The 18,266-nt window shown below is 41.5% G+C and carries 15 protein-coding genes and 1 pseudogene; 9 read left to right on the top strand and 7 right to left on the bottom strand.

Features of this window, described 5'->3' with window-relative positions; translation table 11 throughout:
- The 5 genes and pseudogenes from L1264_RS04450 to L1264_RS04430 all read left to right on the top strand — a co-directional run.
- Nucleotides 1–674, top strand: a pseudogene (locus tag L1264_RS04450) (LamG domain-containing protein); the annotation flags it as partial.
- A gap of 314 nt (nt 675–988) precedes the next feature.
- Nucleotides 989–2,035, top strand: coding sequence for a 4-hydroxyphenylpyruvate dioxygenase (gene hppD, locus L1264_RS04445; protein ID WP_062564358.1), 1,047 nt, complete (start codon nt 989–991; stop codon nt 2,033–2,035).
- A 155-nt stretch (nt 2,036–2,190) separates the two neighbouring features.
- A complete protein-coding gene (gene fahA, locus L1264_RS04440; RefSeq protein WP_235403678.1) occupies nt 2,191–3,504 on the top strand; it encodes a fumarylacetoacetase in 1,314 nt (437 codons plus the stop codon).
- A gap of 132 nt (nt 3,505–3,636) precedes the next feature.
- On the top strand, nt 3,637–4,782 hold the full coding sequence (locus L1264_RS04435; protein WP_138556806.1) for a M23 family metallopeptidase: 1,146 nt from the start codon (nt 3,637–3,639) through the stop codon (nt 4,780–4,782).
- Nucleotides 4,772–5,260, top strand: a complete 489-nt coding sequence (locus L1264_RS04430) for a bactofilin family protein (RefSeq protein ID WP_135925682.1) — start codon at nt 4,772–4,774, stop codon at nt 5,258–5,260. Before L1264_RS04435 ends, L1264_RS04430 begins: the two co-directional genes overlap by 11 nt.
- Here L1264_RS04430 and L1264_RS04425 read toward each other — a convergent pair.
- On the bottom strand, nt 5,257–5,733 hold the full coding sequence (locus L1264_RS04425) for a hotdog fold domain-containing protein (protein ID WP_199527011.1): 477 nt from the start codon (nt 5,731–5,733) through the stop codon (nt 5,257–5,259). The two genes, L1264_RS04430 and L1264_RS04425, sit on opposite strands and share 4 nt — an antisense overlap.
- A 166-nt stretch (nt 5,734–5,899) precedes the next feature.
- Between L1264_RS04425 and L1264_RS04420 the strand changes: the two genes are divergently transcribed.
- The 4 genes from L1264_RS04420 to L1264_RS04405 all read left to right on the top strand — a co-directional run bounded on the left by L1264_RS04420 (nt 5,900) and on the right by L1264_RS04405 (nt 10,340).
- Nucleotides 5,900–7,072: a multidrug effflux MFS transporter gene (locus L1264_RS04420; protein WP_135925684.1), complete on the top strand. Its 1,173-nt coding sequence runs from the start codon at nt 5,900–5,902 to the stop codon at nt 7,070–7,072.
- A gap of 225 nt (nt 7,073–7,297) precedes the next feature.
- A complete protein-coding gene (locus L1264_RS04415) occupies nt 7,298–9,136 on the top strand; it encodes a S8 family serine peptidase (RefSeq protein WP_135925685.1) in 1,839 nt (612 codons plus the stop codon).
- Between the two features lie 98 nt (nt 9,137–9,234).
- A complete protein-coding gene (locus L1264_RS04410) occupies nt 9,235–9,867 on the top strand; it encodes a LysE family translocator (RefSeq protein ID WP_138558859.1) in 633 nt (210 codons plus the stop codon).
- Nucleotides 9,868–9,875: 8 nt separating this feature from the next.
- Nucleotides 9,876–10,340, top strand: coding sequence for a methylglyoxal synthase (locus L1264_RS04405; RefSeq protein ID WP_199527012.1), 465 nt, complete (start codon nt 9,876–9,878; stop codon nt 10,338–10,340).
- Between the two features lie 32 nt (nt 10,341–10,372).
- On the opposite strand, the gene yegD is transcribed toward L1264_RS04405, so the two are convergent.
- The 6 genes from yegD to L1264_RS04375 form a co-directional block, all read right to left on the bottom strand.
- Nucleotides 10,373–11,740 carry a molecular chaperone gene (yegD, locus tag L1264_RS04400; protein ID WP_199527013.1) on the bottom strand — a complete coding sequence of 456 codons (1,368 nt, stop codon included), beginning with the start codon at nt 11,738–11,740 and terminating at the stop codon, nt 10,373–10,375.
- A gap of 67 nt (nt 11,741–11,807) precedes the next feature.
- A complete protein-coding gene (locus tag L1264_RS04395; RefSeq protein ID WP_199527032.1) occupies nt 11,808–12,641 on the bottom strand; it encodes a DNA ligase in 834 nt (277 codons plus the stop codon).
- Nucleotides 12,642–12,724: 83 nt separating this feature from the next.
- On the bottom strand, nt 12,725–13,381 hold the full coding sequence (locus tag L1264_RS04390; protein ID WP_199527014.1) for an HAD family hydrolase: 657 nt from the start codon (nt 13,379–13,381) through the stop codon (nt 12,725–12,727).
- 65 nt (nt 13,382–13,446) lie between these two features.
- A complete protein-coding gene (locus tag L1264_RS04385; protein ID WP_135925690.1) occupies nt 13,447–13,746 on the bottom strand; it encodes a hypothetical protein in 300 nt (99 codons plus the stop codon).
- A gap of 108 nt (nt 13,747–13,854) precedes the next feature.
- Nucleotides 13,855–16,116, bottom strand: a complete 2,262-nt coding sequence (locus L1264_RS04380) for a TonB-dependent receptor (RefSeq protein ID WP_199527015.1) — start codon at nt 16,114–16,116, stop codon at nt 13,855–13,857.
- A gap of 368 nt (nt 16,117–16,484) precedes the next feature.
- A complete protein-coding gene (locus L1264_RS04375; RefSeq protein ID WP_235403677.1) occupies nt 16,485–18,170 on the bottom strand; it encodes a mechanosensitive ion channel family protein in 1,686 nt (561 codons plus the stop codon).
- Nucleotides 18,171–18,266 lie beyond the last annotated feature (96 nt).

Here is an 18,266-nt window from a genome sequence, read left to right as displayed (position 1 = left end):
CTGGTGCCTCAGGCGTGTTAGCTTTCGCTCGCCATAGCCCAACCCAAGGCTTAATCTTAACGGCTAATAGTGCTGCCAACGGTGATTACCAAACAGAAGGGTTTATCGCTGATTACACCTTAGTGATGGATATTATGTGGCCAGAACAAAGCACCAATGAGTGGCGTTCATTATTACAAACCGATATGACTAATAGTGATGACGCAGACCTGTACGTTAGCCGAGATAACGCCATTGGTATTGCCACCACCGACAGCGGCTATTTTGGTGAAGTACCTGCTAACAGTTGGCATCGTATTGCCTTTGTGTTTTATGCTGCTCCAAACAATGGCGCACTAAAAATATACCTTGATGGCCAGCTAATTGGTTTTAAAGATGAAGGTGAAATTGATGAACGCTGGGCAATTAACAACGCGGCGCTGCTTTTAACCGATAATGACTACGAAACTAAGCCGGGTTACTTAAACGCCTTGTTATTTGCTGGTCGTGCGATGACTGATGCCGAAATTGCCAATATGGGCGCAGCACAGCAACAACTCAATTTCACCCAATCAACGCGTACCCTAAACCAAGTGGTTGAGCGTCATTATCAAGCTGCACCACAAATTATGAGTAATCCTTGGTTACAACAACGTAGCAAGTTTTTTAACAAAGCGCGCCAAACCGTAAACTAAACTATACAATCAACTTAATAAAAAAGGCCGTTTCAGGCCTTTTTTATCGCCTTACAAATACTAAAATTAATGATTAAAAACAAATAGATAAATTAAACAAAGGATGACATCCATTAGTCAAAATAGTGCCTTGCTCATTGCCTTTGATAATGCAACTGCTGAAATTAAAATCATTGTCCCATTTAATTTACAAAGGCTGCTTTGACTAAATGTAGTCGAGATCTTCCCCTTATTAAGATTCTGGTTAATCATCCGCTCATTACAGAACAATAATTCTTTTTAGCGCAGTGCTTATAATTGCGGGAGTAATGACAATGAGCGAAGTAAATAATCCGTTAGGCCTAGTGGGCATTGAATTCACTGAATACGCAACACCAGATGCAGATTACATGGACAAAGTGTTTACTGATTTTGGCTTTTCAAAGCTAAAAAAATTCAAAGGTAAAGACATTGTTTATTATAACCAGCATGACATTCATTTCTTACTAAACAATGAGCGTGATGGTTTCTCTGCTGAATTCGCTAAAAGCCACGGTCCAGCGATCTGTTCTATGGGTTGGCGTGTAGAGAATGCACAAAAAGCATTCGAGGTTGCTGTTGAGCGCGGTGCAAAACCTGCCACAGATTCAACACACAAAGATTTACCTTACCCAGCTATCTACGGTATCGGCGACAGCTTAATCTATTTCATTGAGCAATTTGGCGACAAAGGGTCTATCTATGAGTCAGACTTCGAAGATCTAAGCGAACAAAACATTGTTGAAGACAAAGGCTTCATCCGTATCGACCATTTAACCAATAACGTTTACAAAGGTACGATGGAAACATGGGCTAACTTCTATAAAGACGTATTTGGTTTTACCGAAGTACGTTACTTCGACATTAAAGGTCAAAAAACAGCGTTATTATCTTACGCACTTAAATCACCGTGCGGCACTTTCTCGATTCCAATCAACGAAGGTAAAGATAACAACAACAACCAAATCGATGAGTACTTAAATGAGTACAATGGTCCGGGTGTACAGCATTTAGCATTCCTTACCAATGACCTAGTAAGCTCACTTGATAAGCTTGACCAATCAACGATTGCGACGCTTGATATCATCCCTGAGTACTACGACACCATTTTTGACCGTGTGCCTTGGGTTAAAGAAGACAAAGAGAAGATCCGTAAGCATCAAATCCTAGTAGATAGCCAAAGCGAAAACTGTTACCTACTGCAAATCTTCTCGAAGAACCTATTCGGTCCTATCTTCATCGAGATGATCCAACGTGTAGATGACGGCGGTTTCGGTGAAGGTAACTTCCAAGCCCTTTTCGAATCAATCGAACGTGATCAAGAGCGTCGTGGTGTAATCTAAATCATCATGATGAATAAAAAGCAGCGTGTGGTTTGGGTAAATTCACACGCTGCTTTTTCTCGTTTTGAATTCTGTTTTAAAGTAACTGTTTAAATTGCGTTGATTGCCTCCATATAGATAACTAACAAATCAGCGCGAACAAATAAGGAAAGAGTATGAGCCTAATTAACGAAACCCACGATATTAATTTAAAAAGCTGGGTTGCATCTGCTAACGAAGCGAACTGTGACTTCCCAATTCAAAACCTTCCTTTTGCAGAAGTACGTCGTAAAAATTCAGACGAAGCGTTCCGTGGCGCTGTAGCAATTGGTGACCAAGTTATCGATTTAGCGAAAGTAAACGAACTTGGTTTATTCTCTGGTGATGCACAGGTTGCTGTTAAAGCAGCAAGCCAAGCTACATTAAATGAATTTATGGGCCTTGGTCAGCAATATTGGTCTGCACTTCGTCTTGCCCTATCAAAAGCACTCCGTGAAGGTGCCAGTGAGCAAGAACAATTAAGCGAAGCGCTTATCGCTCAAGCAGACATCGAATTTGCGCTACCGTGTCGCATTGGTGATTACACTGACTTTTATACTTCTATTTACCACGCAACAGCAGTAGGTAGTCTGTTCCGCCCTGATAACCCACTTCTACCTAACTACAAATGGGTACCAATTGGTTATCACGGCCGTTCATCGTCAATTGATGTATCAGGTCAAACGTTCCACCGCCCTAACGGTCAAACCAAAGCTCCTGATGCAGAAGTCCCTTCATTCGGCCCTTGTAAACGCCTAGACTACGAACTTGAGTTAGGTATTTACCTTGGTAAAGGGAATGAATTAGGCGATGCGATTGCCATTGAAAACGCTGAAAACCACGTATTTGGTTTCTGTGTATTTAATGACTGGTCTGCGCGTGACTTACAAGCGTGGGAATATCAACCATTAGGTCCATTCCTTGCGAAAAACTTCGCTTCGACAGTATCACCTTGGATTGTTACAACAGAAGCACTGGCACCATTTAGAACAAACTGGACACGTGACGAAAACGATCCTCAACCAATGGACTATTTAGAGTCAGCTCATAACCGTGAGTTTGGTGCATTCGATATCAAAATGGATGTGCAAATTGAAACTGAAAAGATGCGTGCAGCTGGTGAAGCGCCAACACAGGTATCTAAATCAAGCTTCAAGCACTCTTACTGGACAGTTGCGCAAATGGTCGCTCACCACACAGTAAATGGCTGTAACTTCCAACCGGGCGATATGTTAGGTTCGGGCACGCAGTCTGGTCCTGAGCATGAAGAAGCCGGTTCATTATTAGAGCTATCTCGCGGTGGTAAAGAAAAGATCACTCTTGCGAATAGCGAGCAACGTACTTTCTTAGAAGACGGCGATAACGTAATTATGCGTGGTTGGTGTGAAAAAGACGGTTTTGCACGCATTGGCTTTGGTTCAGTTGAAGGTACAGTGTTACCTGCAAAATAAAAGTAATTATTTGTTATAAGGGCAATTTTTGCCCTTTTTTTTGCATTTTTTATAACTGGGTTACAAATTTTTGCTAGCTTTTTTGAATCATATTGCTATCTTAACTCGGTTATTAGTCATTTTTTATACGCTATGTTAGTTAAACTTAAGTCTTTTTATCGCACGTTTTTTCCAGCTAGACAGCTGTTGATCCGTCAGAACGGCGAAGTAAAGCACCTTATCCTTGCGCCTTGGTTACAACTAACGACGTTTTTAATTGTATTAACAGCAGTTGCTTGGTTGAGCATTTCGACGCTGCAAATCATTTCGCAAGCCGATCAAATATCCAGCATTGAACAATCACAACTTAGCAAGCAACAAGAATGGCAAAAAAAGCATGCTCAACAACAGCTTACATACCAAAAACAAGTAGAACAGTTGGCCATTCTAGAGCAAAAGCAAGCGTTATTACAAAGCATGATTGAGTCATTACCTGAATCAATCAATAAAACCACTCCTGAGGGCGGTATCGAGCCGGTACTGCTCCCAATTAAAGAACATGCCGAAGAGTTTCATGCTCCGTTAGAAGATGAACACCCTAAACAAGCAATGCAACTTGAGAGCTTTTCAGAGCGTATAGCACGACTTGATAAAAGCTATAACTACACTTTTGGCATGCTCGAGCAACAAATCCAACAACGCCATCAAGAAATTTTAGCAATGCTTGAAGGTGCAGGGCTTAATGATGCGCTTGTCCGAAGCGCAACTGACGAAAGCGACACAGCCCAAGGTGGTCCTTTAGATTTATTTGACGAGTCAAAAATTCCCGCTGAATTTCTAACGATTGCAGATAAATTGCTAGCGCTTAATAACCTTGAAAATCTGTTAAGTGAATTACCGCAAACCCTCCCTGCTGCAGATTATTATATATCCAGTAGCTTTGGTCTGAGAAAAGATCCAATGAATGGCCGTCGAGCATTTCATAAAGGGGTTGATTTAGCTGGCTGGCATAAAACCGAAATATTTGCCCCCGCAGATGCAACCGTACTTCGCGCAGGAAGAAACGGTGGCTACGGCAACTTTATTGAACTTCAGCATAAAAACGGTTTTGTCACACGTTTTGGCCACCTAAATAAAATCAAAGTAAAAAAAGGCCAAACAGTTAATAAAGATGACGTTATTGGCTTAATGGGTAGTACAGGTCGCAGTACAAGTACTCATTTACATTACGAAGTTTTAGTAAATGGCAAGCATGTCAACCCAGTTAAAATAACAAAGGCGCTTTCTCGTGTTCGGTAAAAAAAAACAAGCTCCAGCTAGCTCAACTAGCTCTACTTTAAAAAGAACAAACCATACTCCCTCTATTATTGCAGAAGATGTTCGCTTAACTGGCACTTTAGTAAGCCAAGGTGAAGTTCAACTTGATGGTCGTATTGACGGTGATTTAAGAGTAAAACATCTTGTTATCGGCCTAACAGGCATGGTTGAAGGTCTTATAGAAGCAGATAGTGTCGTAATTAAAGGCAAGATCATTGGCTCCTTAATAGCGAATAAGGTAACCATAGAAAGTACAGCTCAAGTCCACGGTGATGTATTTCACGATACACTAAGTATTGAAGCAGGTGCCAATATCGAAGGCAGCTTAAAGCATCGTCATGAAGAAGACAAAATTGCTCCTATCAAGCCAAGCTCAAGCGATGAAAGTAGCCCATCAATACTCCCTGACGATAGCAACGACTTGTCGTTTGTGAATAAACAAGCCGCTGATAAGTCTTAACGTTTTTTAGCCGTTACATACATCGTAATATCCGCGGTGAACACTAACTCATCGCGGCTATTATAAACCTTCACCGGGACAACGATATCTAGCTTATCTAACCACTCGTTTGGCACCTCAATCTGTGCGACTGCACGCATATCGGTATCAATTTTCGCTAAATAATTTACCGTCATCCCCTTTGGGATCCAGCGATGTGTTTTGGCCGGCACAGTTGCATCCACCATTAAGCCTGCGCAAAGCTCTGCTACATTACACTGGGCAATGGCGTGGATAGTACCAATATGATTATGAATTGCTCGGCGATTTTTAACGATTGCGCTGCAATGCCCTGCTGACAAATCTGTGATCAATGGTTTTATTGAGCCAAAATAAGGGGCTTTAAAACACACCGCTTTACTAAATAACCACTTCCCTTTTGGCAGTGACTGGCATTTAGTCCAAATTTTTAATAATGATGATTGTGAGCTCACGACGTTTATCCATTATTTTTATGATGTGGGATAAAAAGCTAACACATCAGACCAGATAGCGAAATGGAAAATTTTTGTAAGCAGTTTTAATGATTACACATTTCGCTAAGTGAACGCTTTTCTTTTCCTTTAGGGGCACATAAAATACCGTTTTAAAGGAGAGCGAATGCAGTCACGCCAGCACAAAAACCTAAGTCTATTATTCATCCTAGGCCTTCTGGTTATATTTAGTCCATTAGCAATAGATATTTACCTTCCAGCATTTCCTACTATTGCTGAACAGTTCAATGCTTCAGAAAAGCAAGTACAACAAACTGTAGCCATATTTATGTTAACTGTAGGGCTTGGCCAACTCATTGCTGGCCCGTTAGCTGATAAATTCGGTCGTAAACCTGTGGCTTTAGCAGGTGTCATAATCTATGGTTTAGCTGCTTTTGGCGCTTATCTGGCACCTGATTTTGCAAGCCTTATGGTAGCAAGGGCCTTACAAGGTTTAGGAGCTTGCGCTACGTTTGTGGTGGCATTTGCCATCGTAAGAGATAGGTTTGGTAGTGAACGAAGTGGCCAAATCATTACTTATCTCAATGGTATTGTCTGCTTTATTCCCGCTCTTGCGCCTATTCTCGGTGCTTGGCTCACAGTACAGTTTGGTTGGCGCATGAACTTTTTATTCATGGCTGGCTTTGCGCTAATTGGTTTATTCATAACTTTGTTAATGTACAAAGAAACACGCCCTGCAGACAGCATTTACAGCGGTCACCTGCTTGATTTACGTCGTTTTATTCCGATTATTAGCACACCTTTGTTTTTATTTCATAGCTTAATTTGTTTAGTAACTATGTCGGCTATATTAGTGTTTGTAACATTAGCACCTGGTTGGCTTATTACTGAATTAGGAGGCAGTGTTAGCGATTTTACATTCTGGTTTACTTGTAATGCGGTATTAAGCATTGTTGCCAGCTTTATTATGCCGCTGTACATCAAACGTCAACCAAAGCGCGCATTAAAAGCTGGTCTCTTATTACTTGTTATATCTGGTGTCTTAATGTTGGCACTAAACCAACAACGCACTGCACTGGCATTAATGTTTCCTATGTTTATTGCTGCATTTGGCTTTGCACTTACGCTCGGCTCATCAGCTGGTCGCGCATTAAGTATGTTTTCGAAACAAGCAGGCACCGCTTCAGCTCTTATTGGTGTAATGCAAATGAGTGGTGCCAGCTTACTGGTATTTCTTACACAGTTTCTAAATTTAACAACCCCATCACTGATTGGGGTACACTTTTTATTGCTCATACCATTTGCGTATCTATTATTTAGGTATAAGCAACTATCATAAAAAAGTTCACCCGCACTTTTATACTAAATACGGGTAAATGAGAATTGTTATACTTTATTTACCCGTTTAGACTTCCTGTTATACCAATAAACTATAAAAAGCCTTTTTATAGAATAAATTGTTCCGTTTTTCTGAGTAATTTACCTTGTACCCATACTTTCGTTAATTTATTGTTTGGTCTCGTTAACGCAAAGTTAACCAAACAATATGTCAGGGATACTATTTATGAAAAAGAATAAATTAGCTTTAGCTCTAATCCTAAGTGGCCTTTGTGCTGCGGGTACAGCAAATGCAGCAAACGATCGCTTCATCATCCAAGTAGATAACAACAAAAAAGGCGTAGTTAAAGCACTCGCTAAAAAACTCGGCGGTGATATAAAAGTCGACGGTAATGGCTTTATTGCAGCACAATTTACCGGTCAAGATTTAGCAAGCATTAAAGGCTTGCTTAATAACCCACATATCAAACTGATTGAAGAAGACCAAAAACGTGTACCAATGGCGCTTTATAACGATGATGCTGGTAATGCAATGCAGCAGCAATTAACGCCTTACGCAGTTTACCAATCACAAGCAGACCTAGTAACCTTTGATGCTAATGCGGGCATGAAGGTGTGTGTTATTGACTCAGGTCTTGATGCATCAAACCCTGACTTCATTTGGGGTAATATCACGGGTGACAACGATAGTGGCACAGGTAACTGGTATGATAATGGTGGCCCTCATGGTACTCACGTAGCAGGTACAATTGGTGCTGCAGATAACAATATCGGTGTGGTGGGTATGGCACCGGGTGTTGCAATGCATATCATCAAAGTATTCAATGCCGAAGGTTGGGGTTATTCTTCTGATTTAGCACATGCAGCGGATTTATGTTCTCAAGCAGGCGCAAATATCATCAGCATGAGCTTAGGTGGTGGTGGTGCAAATAGCACAGAGTCTAACGCCTTTGCTAATTTCACTAATGCAGGCGGTCTTGTTGTTGCGGCGGCGGGTAACGATGGTAACAGCGTTCGCTCGTACCCTGCTGGTTATTCATCTGTAATGATGGTTGGTGCAAATGATGCGAACAATCAAATTGCAGATTTCTCGCAATTTCCTAGCTGTACATCAGGTCGTGGTAAACGCGCTACTACAGATGAAACTATCTGCGTTGAAGTGACAGCAGGTGGTGTTGATACACTGTCTACTTACCCTGCAGGCATGGCAACTTCTGCAAGCTTAGCTGCTGATGGCGCGGGCTTTGCAACATCGTCAATGGAAAACTCAGGTAATGCATCTGGTACTGCTTATTACATGGGTACTGCTGAGAGCATTGATTCTGGTGCAGCTGGTAAAATCTGTATGATTGACCGCGGTAATATCTCATTCTATGACAAAGTAAATAACTGTGAAAACTCAGGTGGTATTGGTGCTGTTATCATCAATAACGAAGCGGGCATGTTATACGCTACATTAGGTGATACCAACGATACAACGATTCCTGCTGTAGGTGCTGCACTTGAAGACCGTTCAGCGCTGCTTGCAAGTACAACGATTGATATTACCATCGGTACTAGTGACTACGGTTTCATGAGTGGTACATCAATGGCAACACCTGCCGTTTCAGGTATCGCAGCACTTGTTTGGTCAAATCACCCTGAGTGTACAGGTACAGAAATTCGTGACGCATTAAAAGCAACAGCACAAGACCAAGGCGCAGCTGGCCACGATGTGTACTTTGGTCACGGTATTGTTAAAGCTGCCGATGCGGATGCATATTTAACTGCAAATGGCTGTGCTGGCGGCAATAATGGTGGCGATCCAACACCGGGTGGTGATGAAGTTAGCCTTTCAGCATCTGGTTATAAATCAAAAGGCACAGCCTATGTTGATTTAAGCTGGAGTGGCGCAGCGACTAGTACTGTTGATGTATACCGTAATGGTACTTTGGTAGGTTCTGTAGCAAACACAAATAGCTACACAGATACCATCACAACAAAAGGCGGTGGTAGTTACACATACCAAGTATGTGAAGCACAAAGCACAACTGTTTGTTCAAACAATAGCACTGTGGTTTTTTAAAACTTTCCCCAAACCAATATGAGCGGGCATTAATGCCCGCTTTTTCTTTTTTAATAAGCTTGTTAAAATCAGCTACCTAGCTTTTTTAATTTGTGCCAATGATTAATCCAGAATCGTTACTGTCGTTTTTAGGCGCCAGTTTTTTAATTGCCGTAGCCCCCGGCCCTTCTAATGCATTTTTAATGGCGCAAACTTTTGCCAATGGCCGTAAAGCCGGAATGCAAAGTGCCTTTGGCTTTGCACTCGGTGGCGTTGTGCATACCTTTTTTGCAGTCGTAGGCTTAACCGCAATTCTTAAAGCCTCTAGTGTCGCGTATACAACGGTACAATACCTTGGTGCCGCCTATCTTTGTTATTTAGGTATCATCACACTAAAGGACACCTTTAGTCAGCCAGAGCCGCACTGTGAAGATAAACCTCATGTGAGCACCAGTAAAAAGCAAAATGTGATGTTTCAAGCGATGATGACTGAGGTCCTCAATCCGAAAGTAGCCTTATTTTTTATTGCGTTCATTCCACAGTTTGTTGATCCAAGTTTATCTTCAACGACCTTTCAGCTCGCTTTTTTTGGTTTACTCTACCCGCTTTTTGCTTTTCCAATCGACTGCACGTATATTTATTTCGGCGATAAGATAGCCAGCTATTTTCGTGAGCATCCACAAACCCAAATTTGGATTGATCGGATCACGGGCATAGTATTTATTGCCTTAGCAATTAACCTATTGATATAAGAGCACTTATGGAACAAAAACAACAAGCCCTCCCCGCCAAAAAAAATATAGCCCTCGTTGCCCACGATGGTAAAAAAGCAGCGCTGCAAGCTTGGTGTGAAAAGCATCAAGATGTTTTAAGTAAGCACACCCTTTACGGTACTGGCACAACGGGTCATTTAATTGAGCGCACTACAGGGCTTGAAGTGATAAAGCTATTAAGTGGCCCAATGGGTGGCGATCAGCAACTCGGCGCTAAAATTGCTGAGCATGAAGTGCATATGTTGGTATTTTTCTGGGACCCACTTGCATCGCAGCCTCACGACCCAGATGTAAAAGCATTACTGCGTTTAGCTGCGGTTTGGAATATTCCTGTTGCCTGTAATGAAGTCAGTGCCGATATGCTATTAAGTTCACCTATGATGGAAGCAGAGCTGTGCCGCACGCTGCCAGATTACGAAAAATACCTCGCAACGCGCCAAGTGACTCTTTAATTCTTAAAGTCGATATCTCAAAGTGGGGGCTATTAGCTATAAAGCTTTTGCGCCCACTTAGTTAAACCTGCAGTAACACTACCAAAGTGATCACCGTTCAGCATAGTAATATCACCTAAATGGGATTTTAACGCGGCCTTGATCAGAGGTGATTGCGCACTACCACCCGTTAAGTAAATGACATCTGGCGTTGTGCCTGCCTCTTTAATCGCTTGTTTAGCTAAGCTCACTATTTGGCTTATCGAGTCATCAACAGCTAAGGCTAAATCATTTAAGGTCAAACACTGAGTTAATTCAGAATCTAAGAAATGTAAGTCTGTGGTAAATTCATTCGCTGACGACAATGCAATTTTTGCCGCTTCACCTTGCTGCACTAATTGGTGACCTTGCTTATTTTGCTGCAATTGAATTAAGCGTTTAAATAGCGCTGGCTCTTTAACTTCACGCAGCTGAGTCAATAACTCACGATGATGGGCATCGCTATAAAACTGGCTTTGTAGATTCACATCATTGATTTTACATGCTTGCCAAAACGGTTGATTAGGTAATGGCAGCCCAGACTTAAACTCTGTGCCTAAACCAAGCAATGGCATTAAACCATGAAAACTCAGCGCAATATCTAAATCATTCCCCCCCACACGCTTACCACTGTGAGCTAAAAAGTCATTGTCACGACATTGTTTTTGACGGAAGCTAGGCCCCATTTGTACAAATGAGCAATCGCTAGTACCCCCGCCGATATCGACAACCAATACTTTTTGGTCTTGCTGTAATGAGGTTTCATAATCAATCCCTGCCGCTAATGGCTCATACAAAAATGAGACCTCTTTAAAGCCAGCACGTTTTGCCGCTCGCTCTAATATACCCAGCGCTTGTTGATTAGACTCTTCACCACCTACTGATTGAAAGTTTACCGGTCGCCCAATTACCGTTTCTGTTAATGACTCTTGCAGTGATTGCTCAGCGCGTTGTTTTATTTTTAAAATCATCGCTGTAGCAATGTCTTCAAAGAAATTAATTTGCCCTTGCTTTAAGCCCACAGCGCCAAAGAACGACTTTGGCGATTTTACAAAGTAACCTTCTTCAGGAAATTGCACGTATTCACTGATCGCTTCTCGCCCAATAAATAAGGTGTCATCACCAGCTTGAATATCTAAATCGGATTTAATGCGAGGGATGGTATTTAAAAGCGCTTGACGCTCAGTTTTAAAGTCGTGCTCAAATGGGCTGCCAGCAAGGTGTTTTGCGACAAAATCAACAACCAACGCACTGTGATGAGTATAAAGGGTTGATGGTAAATACTGTTTGCCTTGCTCAAGCGGTACTAAAGACACTTGTTGCTCGTTATCTAAAACACCGATTGCACAATTTGAACTACCATAATCAAAGCCTGCAAACATACTACCACCTATACATCATTAAAAAGGCCGCGAAATTTAACACAGTCGCGGCCATTTTTGAATGACGCTATGGCCTTTCGTGTAAAAAGCTGGCAAAGCGTGGCAAGCCATTTTTTGTAAAACCATGATATTTATAAGTAATCGTACTGCCAATCGCTGGAGGAGACTTTCTTTGCAGATCAGAAAATCCAGAGCCAATTTTAAATTCAATCCCTTCATTGTTGCGTACTTTTAGCGCCCCAAGCATATTTTTATATTTACCTTTTCCTGCTATGTGTTCAATGACAACAGCCTCAGCATCCAGGTAAGGCTTCAATTTTAATAGTACATTACTGCGACCCGCGGTGTGTTCCGCTTTTGCTAAGTGCAGCATAACGCCTTCGGCACCTTGTGCAATCAACTCATCCATAAACATACTAAGCTGTTGATTATTATCAAAGTGCTTCTGTTCAACTGCTTTTATATATGGGCTATTTAGCTGTCTAACTAAGCGTGAATAGTTTTCATAGCGTTTACTAAATGGTAACTCGGCATTTGGCATGTCGAAAATTTGATAGCTAACGGTCTGCCATTCGCTATCAACAGGTTGCTGCGCTCGCACAATACCACTGACCTTGGCAAAATCTTGATGCTTGGTCCAAAGTTCACCATCCAACCATATATCAGGCAGTGGCGCAGTAAACCAGGTTGGAGCATTAATAGGGTTACCATTACGGGTAATTAATTGCTTACCTGTCCATATGGCACGTACACCATCATATTTTTCACTAACTAAATAGTCAGATACATTAACCTTTTCGGCTTCATAGACGTTTGCCAAAAGTACTGAGGGAGCTTGTTGAGCTTTTACTGAGAAAGCCAAAAGTAACGAGATTGCGCATACCAATGCACGAGTGAACATAACCATCATTGCTTCCTTGCAAATTTCTGAGTTTTAACTGGTTATTACTGCTTAAAAATAACTGTTTAGCAATAGCCGTTTAATTATAGTTTAGTTTCTAGCCATTTATAAAATTCATGCAAATCACTAAACACCCCAGCCGCTTTGCTAAAATCATGCTCTTGGGTAAAGTGATTAGGCAATGCATACACAGCAACACCAGCGTTGCTAGCGGCTGTAACACCGGTAAACGTATCCTCGACTGCGACGGCTTCATTGGCCGTGATATTTAACGTATCAAGCGCTAATTGGTATGGATCGCCAGCAGGTTTGGGATTGTTAACATCATCTTTGGTAACCACACAATCAAACCAATCAAAAATGCCGTAGCCTTTTAAAATAGGATAGGCTTCATCTTTTGCACTGCCTGTTACTAATGCCATTTTTAAACCACTGGCTTTTACTTGCTCTAGCACAGCTTTTGCGTGCGGCATGAAAGTTGGTAAGTTTGTACTGACAAAACGGCCAAATGCAGCATATTTATCATCTGTTAGCTGCTCTGGACTGATGTTAAGTTGATAGTTGGTAACAACCTCTTTAGCTGCTTCAAGGGTTGGCCTACCAGAAAAGCGCTGACAAAACGTAGTCTCATCATATTGCACACCAAAAGGTGCTAATAAGTCGTTCCAAATATTAAAATGCACACTTTCTGAATCTACCAAAGTGCCATCCATATCAAACAAAACCGCTTTTAAAGTCATCCTCATTCCTTTTACGATCTAAAAACTAAAAGGTGCCTATGGCACCTTTAAATAATTCAATATAATTACTCGGTTAAGCCTGCCGGAGGTTCAGCAAACGCTTCTTCGCCTGTTTCTACATCGACCAGCTCATAGCCTCGTTGCTTTCTAACTACTTTTAAAATCGGTTTAGAAAAAGCCGTTTTTAAACGCTCAGCATCTGCTTCTAGTTCTTCAACAGTGTGACCAAACGGAGCAGCTCCTGTTTCAGACCAATTGGTTACTTTACCATTGAGGTTATATTCAACTTCATGAATTTGATATTGTGCCGCTTCATCCTTTGTTGCTTCACAAAAAATAACGCGGTAGTTCCAAAATCCAGCCATAGAAATTCTCTTCTCTTAAATTAATCCTGCCACTTTAGCAGTTACAAACGCGATTATAAACGAAAAAACCCGCTATACAGCGGGTTTTAATAGGCTTTTAATTTCAGCTTAGAAGAAGCTTACTTTGAACTCAGCACCGATGTAACGCTCTTCGTTCACCATTGCTGTGTTGTTATTAAAGTCGATAGCACCGATTGATTGCTGCTCGTCGAACATGTTACGTACGAATGCTGACACTTCATATTCGTAGTCGCCTTCAGCCCAAGCATAACCTGCACGTAAACCAACTTCAGTTAATGGCTTGCCTTCAAACTCAACTGACTCATATAAGAAGTAGTTGATTTCGCTACGGTAAGACACGTCAGCGTAAGTGAAGAATTCACCGTCAGCAACTTCGCGGCTATAACGTAAAGTTAAGTTTGAGATCCACTCAGGTGCGTGCGGTAAGCTGTTACCATCAAGGATAGCTTGACCTGCGCTGTTTAATGAGTTTGTTACAGTACACTGCGCACATACGTCAACAGCTAAGTCTTTATCGTCAAGCTCAGTGTTGTTGTAGCTTAAGTTAAATGTAGCGTTTAGGTTGTCAGTTAATACCCACTCAGTGTCTAACTCAAAACCGTAACCAGTTGTCTTATCAGCATTAACTAAGCGGTTGAAGTTTGCACCACCACCTACAGCAGTTAATTGTTGGTCATCCATTGTGTAGTAGAACACAGTTGCATTTACACGACCTTGGCCGTCAAGAACATCTGACTTGATACCTGTTTCGAAAGACGTCACAGTTTCAGACTCAGCAACGGTTACTTCGTCACCGAATAAGATACGACCTTGGATACTTGGAGCACGGAAGCTGTTAGCAACACGCGCGTACCAGTTTACGTCATCGTTGATCTTGTAGTTAGCAGATAAATCCCAGCTAACGTGGTCGTCACTTGGATTTTCTGTAAGGTATAACGCACTACCACCAATTGGGCTTAAAGTACGGTCTGCTGAGAATTCTTTTTCGTCATCTGAGTAACGAAGGCCCGCAGTGATTTTTAAGTCGTCAGTGATTGTGTAATCTAATGAACCGAATACCGCCCATGCTTTGGTATCTTGTTGCTGGATAACATAGCCGTTTAACTCACCTGGCGTTGAACCGTATGTATCGTAGCTGAAGTTTTCGATTGTTAGCGCTTCATCAAAGTAGAATAAACCTACTTGGAAGTTAACGTCGCCAGCATAGTTGCTAGATAAACGAAGTTCTTGCGTGTATTGGTCTTGATCTGGAATACCGTCAGCACTTTCAGAGTAGAACGGGATAAAACCTGGGCCCATATCTGGTAAGTAGCTTGCACCGTAACCACCGTCGATGTCAGCGCGAGAATAGATTTCAGCACTTTCCCATGCAGAGATTGACGTAAGAGTTAAATCGTTGATATCCCACTCAAGCTTTAAGCTTGCGCCTTGAGATTCAACTTGCTGTGTCGCACGAGAAGCAGCATCGTGGTAAACCACATCGTGCTCGTAGTTATCAGCTAAATCGTTTGTGCCTGCTTTGATAGCGTTACCACGGAATGCGATTGGTGTACCATCCATATCACGTACATGGTAGTTGAAAAGACCCGTGAAATCGTCGCCTTCATATAAGAATTGAACACGTGCTGCTTTCTCAGTGTAACCACCTAATACGTCATTTTGCTCAAAACCTGGTGCACGGTTATCGATATAATCGTCTTTTTCTTGCCAAAGAACAGAAACACGTGTTGATAAACGGTCTGTTAAGCCACCACCAACAGCACCTTCAAAATCAACTGCGCCACGGCTACCGTAAGAAACTGAGCCATAGCCATCAAATTCTTGTGATGGTTTTACTGTATCAAATTTAACAAGGCCAGCCGGTGTATTACGACCGAATAAAGTACCTTGTGGACCACGTAGAACTTCTACGCGTGCTACGTCAAATACAGGGAAACCTTTTAAAATTGCGTTCTCTTGAACAACTTCGTCTACAACTAGCGAAACTGGTTGAGAGGCATTTAGGTCAAAGTCAGTGTTACCTAGACCACGAACATAAAAGCGTGGGAAAGAACGACCAAACGAAGATTCGATTGATAGGCTTGGGATTTTCGCGTTCATAAAACGAATATCCATACCAGCTGAGCTATAAGCGTCTAAACTGTCACCTTGTAGTGCAGATACTGCTACAGGTACTTCCTGTGCATTCTCTACACGTTTACGCGCAGTGATTTGAATAACTTCTAATTGGTTGTTTTTTGCTGCTGGTGCTTCGTCTGCAGCAAGAGTTGAAAATGAAGTACCTGCTACGGCAGAGAACAACGTTGCATTGATAAGTGTTGCTAACGTAGATCTTTTCATTGCTTTCATGTCGGGTTTTAACCTTTTTTATGCACTCTTATTCAACGGTGATGATGTTGCGTCAATTCATTTGACGGGCTCGGCCAATTTTTCGCGCCTTGTAATAAGCTGCGCGGACCTCTTAATCGAGAGTGCAAAACGAGGTAAAGAGGCTGAACGAACGCTGACGATTATAACACTTTATGACACTTTTACTGCATTAAAAATTATAAATATACAAATTTTTTACAACAATTAGCGGCAACATCGCCGCATTTAGAAGATTTTATGCAATTATTTTTCAACAAAGCGGACATATGTCCTGTGCAAATAATCACGACAATGTGTAGGCGTTGTGTACAGATGAGAGCCACTTTCATTTAACCCTTTTTCAGTAACTATTCACCAACGCGCGCGAATTCTGGATTAGCCAATTCACAATTATGCTCATTTAATAATCCTAGAATAGCAAGGTTTAACTCTTCAATTACTTCCATATAAAATGCAAAGTCAACCGTTTCTACGTAGCTTAGTACATCAATTTGTAAAGCCCAAGGTGTAAACCCTTTAAAACGCACTCTACAAGGTTCAAATGCAATATGCTGGTGCTGCTCTAAAAGCTCACGAAGGGCTGTCATAAAAGCTTGTAAGTTTTGCTGTTGGGTATTAGCGCTAAGCATCAGTTTAGGTCGATAAGAAATACGCTCACGCTCAGAAATATTCTCAAGCTGCATATCAATAAATTTAGCATTAGCAACATATATAACAGAGCGATCAAGGGTGCGGATACGCGTAGCCCTTAGCCCTATTTCTTCAATCGTACCAAGATGATTACCAAATTTGCACAAACTACCAATTTTAACCGGAGCCGAAATGTAAATTGTAATAGCCGCTATAATGTTCTCGACTGTTTTTTGCGCAGCCAAAGCAATGGCAAGGCCGCCAATGCCTAAACCTGCTAATAAGGTTGTTGCATTGAAGCCTAGATTTTCAAACCACACAAATAGCAACGAAATAACGATCGTCGTTTTTACAACATTGCTAACAGGTCTCAATAAAAATACAGCTTGTGGTTTATCTTGATTTATAAAGCGTTGGCTTAACCTATGCTTTGCTAAATCAACAGCGCGCAAACACACCCACCCCCAGGCAATAAGTAACACAGTTGCACCATGAAATAGAGCCATCACCGCAATAGTGACATTAGACTGATCACTTAATGAACGTGACAGTAATACTGCAAGTAATAAACAAATAGGACCATTTACAAAGCTCAAGACGTCGTCTTCAACCGCTACCTTTTTATGTCCAAGCACAAAAGTAATTAGCCGAGTAATGACAATCGCTGCAACTAAAAACAACACAAATGAAAAAGCAAAATAAATCCATTGCCATAACATTACGCCTAAAAATTCTAAATCAGGCAAATGCTTATATAACCATTCCCCAATCAAGTTATAGCCAAACTCCTTGGTTAAAAGAGGTATTTGACTAACGGTAGCGTTAGAGATTTTCCAGATCCGGTTACCTGTTTTTTCATCGGGCACAAGCTGTAATAAAACCTGCACTTTTCCTTCAGATGTTTTAATTTCTCCCACTAAGTCGCGATAGCTTGGCACATCTTCTTTTTGCTTCCCTTTGGGTTTATTACTTAAGCTATCTACATCTACCCACAACGTGCGATCAAGCACGACTGAAAGGTTTTCTGCAAGTTGTAATTGACCTACAGCTAGCACCTCTTGCGGCAGGTTTCTGTAATCAAGGTAATTTTTCGCACGTTCAAAGTCACGGTTTCGAGCAGCTTTTAAGTAACCTTGCATGGCACTTCGTGGGGTGAGTCGATCAAAGGCATCAAATGGCTGATCATCACCTTGTTCAACGCTGGGGTCAGCGACAGTGGTTGTTACTTCTTCAACTTGAAGGGGGGACTTTTTTTCTTCTTGCTGTTCTTTGCTATCTTTATCGATGAGCGATTTCACGGTTACTTCAGGTGTTGTAGCGAATACTGGGTTAAAAAACAATGCCAATAACCACACCGATAAACTGGCTAAATATAGCGGAAACTTGTTAGCGCAACTCTTCACACATCATTCCTTGTTCGAAAAACATTAAATACGATTACAAATTTTATCCTATAAATTAGAGCATGGTTTGGATAACTGTACAAAAAATAATTAAAT

The sequence above is a fragment of the Pseudoalteromonas sp. APAL1 genome, assembly GCF_021532475.1.
GTDB classification, from domain to species: domain Bacteria; phylum Pseudomonadota; class Gammaproteobacteria; order Enterobacterales; family Alteromonadaceae; genus Pseudoalteromonas; species Pseudoalteromonas lipolytica_C.
This window is presented reverse-complemented; position numbering and strand designations above follow the sequence as displayed.

What these genes read in the sequence shown, in the direction of transcription:
- hppD (WP_062564358.1), top strand. Translation starts at nt 989, where the DNA reads ATGAGCGAAGTAAATAATCCGTTAGGCCTAGTGGGCATTGAATTCACT.
- fahA (WP_235403678.1), top strand. Translation starts at nt 2,191, where the DNA reads ATGAGCCTAATTAACGAAACCCACGATATTAATTTAAAAAGCTGGGTT.
- L1264_RS04435 (WP_138556806.1), top strand. Translation starts at nt 3,637, where the DNA reads ATGTTAGTTAAACTTAAGTCTTTTTATCGCACGTTTTTTCCAGCTAGA.
- L1264_RS04420 (WP_135925684.1), top strand. Translation starts at nt 5,900, where the DNA reads ATGCAGTCACGCCAGCACAAAAACCTAAGTCTATTATTCATCCTAGGC.
- L1264_RS04415 (WP_135925685.1), top strand. Translation starts at nt 7,298, where the DNA reads ATGAAAAAGAATAAATTAGCTTTAGCTCTAATCCTAAGTGGCCTTTGT.
- L1264_RS04410 (WP_138558859.1), top strand. Translation starts at nt 9,235, where the DNA reads ATGATTAATCCAGAATCGTTACTGTCGTTTTTAGGCGCCAGTTTTTTA.
- L1264_RS04405 (WP_199527012.1), top strand. Translation starts at nt 9,876, where the DNA reads ATGGAACAAAAACAACAAGCCCTCCCCGCCAAAAAAAATATAGCCCTC.
- yegD (WP_199527013.1), bottom strand. Translation starts at nt 11,740, where the DNA reads ATGTTTGCAGGCTTTGATTATGGTAGTTCAAATTGTGCAATCGGTGTT.
- L1264_RS04395 (WP_199527032.1), bottom strand. Translation starts at nt 12,641, where the DNA reads ATGTTCACTCGTGCATTGGTATGCGCAATCTCGTTACTTTTGGCTTTC.
- L1264_RS04390 (WP_199527014.1), bottom strand. Translation starts at nt 13,381, where the DNA reads ATGACTTTAAAAGCGGTTTTGTTTGATATGGATGGCACTTTGGTAGAT.
- L1264_RS04385 (WP_135925690.1), bottom strand. Translation starts at nt 13,746, where the DNA reads ATGGCTGGATTTTGGAACTACCGCGTTATTTTTTGTGAAGCAACAAAG.
- L1264_RS04380 (WP_199527015.1), bottom strand. Translation starts at nt 16,116, where the DNA reads ATGAAAGCAATGAAAAGATCTACGTTAGCAACACTTATCAATGCAACG.